This window comes from Pseudomonas haemolytica, from assembly GCF_009659625.1.
Classification (GTDB): Bacteria; Pseudomonadota; Gammaproteobacteria; order Pseudomonadales; family Pseudomonadaceae; genus Aquipseudomonas; species Aquipseudomonas haemolytica.
On sequence record NZ_VOIW01000018.1, the window covers coordinates 1 to 1,097 of the forward strand.

The following is a 1,097-nucleotide window of genomic DNA, read 5'->3' on the forward strand; positions in this document are numbered from 1 at the left end:
TAGACGATATTGCCGCCTTCGCCGACGGTGGTGGTGGCGGTCAGAACCACATCAACCTTGTCGATGGTGTCGTTGATCGTCGTGGTAGCGCCGTTGCCTGCGACTTCCAGTTTTTCGAAGTTGCCGCCAGAAGCGTCGGTGATCTTGACCGTTTGGGTGCTCTTGTCGATGAACACGTCATCGGTAGGCGCTGGGACGGTTACCGTGCCGACGGTATCGCCGGCCTTGATGGTAATGGACGAGCCGTTATCCAATTTCAAGGTGACGTCAGTACCGGCCTTGTTGCTCAAGGTCGCGGTATAGGTGATCTGTCCACCTTCGTTAACGGCACTCGGTGCAGTCAACGTGACGGTAGTGGTGTTATCGGTGCCCGGAGTATCGGTGACGGTGGTGTTAACCGCCGTAGTGCCTGGCACTAGGTTTTCGAAATGCTCGCCACCGGTCACGCCTTTGATGGCGGTGGTGACGGTTTGATCGCCTTTGTACACATCATCTGGAGCGACAACCGAGACAGTGCCGCTCGACTGGTTTACGCCGATGGTGATGGTTTTGCCGTTGTCCAGGGTTACGGTCAACGGATTGGTGATGTTGGTTACCGGCGCGCCATTCTTATCCACAAGGCTGGCGGTATAGACGATATTGCCGCCTTCGCCGACGGTGGTGGTGGCGGTCAGAACCACATCAACCTTGTCGATGGTGTCGTTGATCGTCGTGGTAGCGCCGTTGCCTGCGACTTCCAGTTTTTCGAAGTTGCCGCCAGAAGCGTCGGTGATCTTGACCGTTTGGGTGCTCTTGTCGATGAACACGTCATCGGTAGGCGCTGGGACGGTTACCGTGCCGACGGTATCGCCGGCCTTGATGGTAATGGACGAGCCGTTATCCAATTTCAAGGTGACGTCAGTACCGGCCTTGTTGCTCAAGGTCGCGGTATAGGTGATCTGTCCACCTTCGTTAACGGCACTCGGTGCAGTCAACGTGACGGTAGTGGTGTTATCGGTGCCCGGAGTATCGGTGACGGTGGTGTTAACCGCCGTAGTGCCTGGCACTAGGTTTTCGAAATGCTCGCCACCGGTCACGCCTTTGATGGCGGTGGTGAC

Annotated in this window: 1 protein-coding gene; it reads right to left on the reverse strand. The window is 56.8% G+C overall.

Going from position 1 to position 1,097, the window contains the following annotated elements; genetic code table 11:
- Positions 1-1,097, reverse strand: a 1,097-nt coding sequence (locus FRT59_RS27060) for an immunoglobulin-like domain-containing protein (protein ID WP_342449341.1), incomplete at both ends; no start/stop codon positions are given.